Origin of the sequence: Secundilactobacillus silagincola (genome assembly GCF_002583405.1) — a bacterium.
Lineage (GTDB): Bacteria > Bacillota > Bacilli > Lactobacillales > Lactobacillaceae > Secundilactobacillus > Secundilactobacillus silagincola.
Map to the genome: position 1 here is coordinate 1 of NZ_BCMJ01000065.1, position 241 is coordinate 241.

Sequence of the window (241 nt, forward strand, 5' to 3'; positions counted from 1 at the left end):
CTCCCTAGTGACCGATAGTGAACCAGTACCGTGAGGGAAAGGTGAAAAGCACCCCGGAAGGGGAGTGAAATAGTTCCTGAAACCATGTGCCTACAATTAGTTGGAGCCCGTTAATGGGTGACAGCGTGCCTTTTGTAGAATGAACCGGCGAGTTACGTTAACATGCAAGGTTAAGATGAAAAGTCGGAGCCGTAGCGAAAGCGAGTCTGAAACGGGCGTTTCAGTATGTTGATGTAGACCC

Annotated in this window: 1 rRNA gene; it reads left to right on the plus strand. The window is 49.4% G+C overall.

From position 1 onward, the window contains the following. A 23S ribosomal RNA gene (locus tag CES82_RS12235) occupies positions 1-241 on the plus strand; the annotation flags it as partial.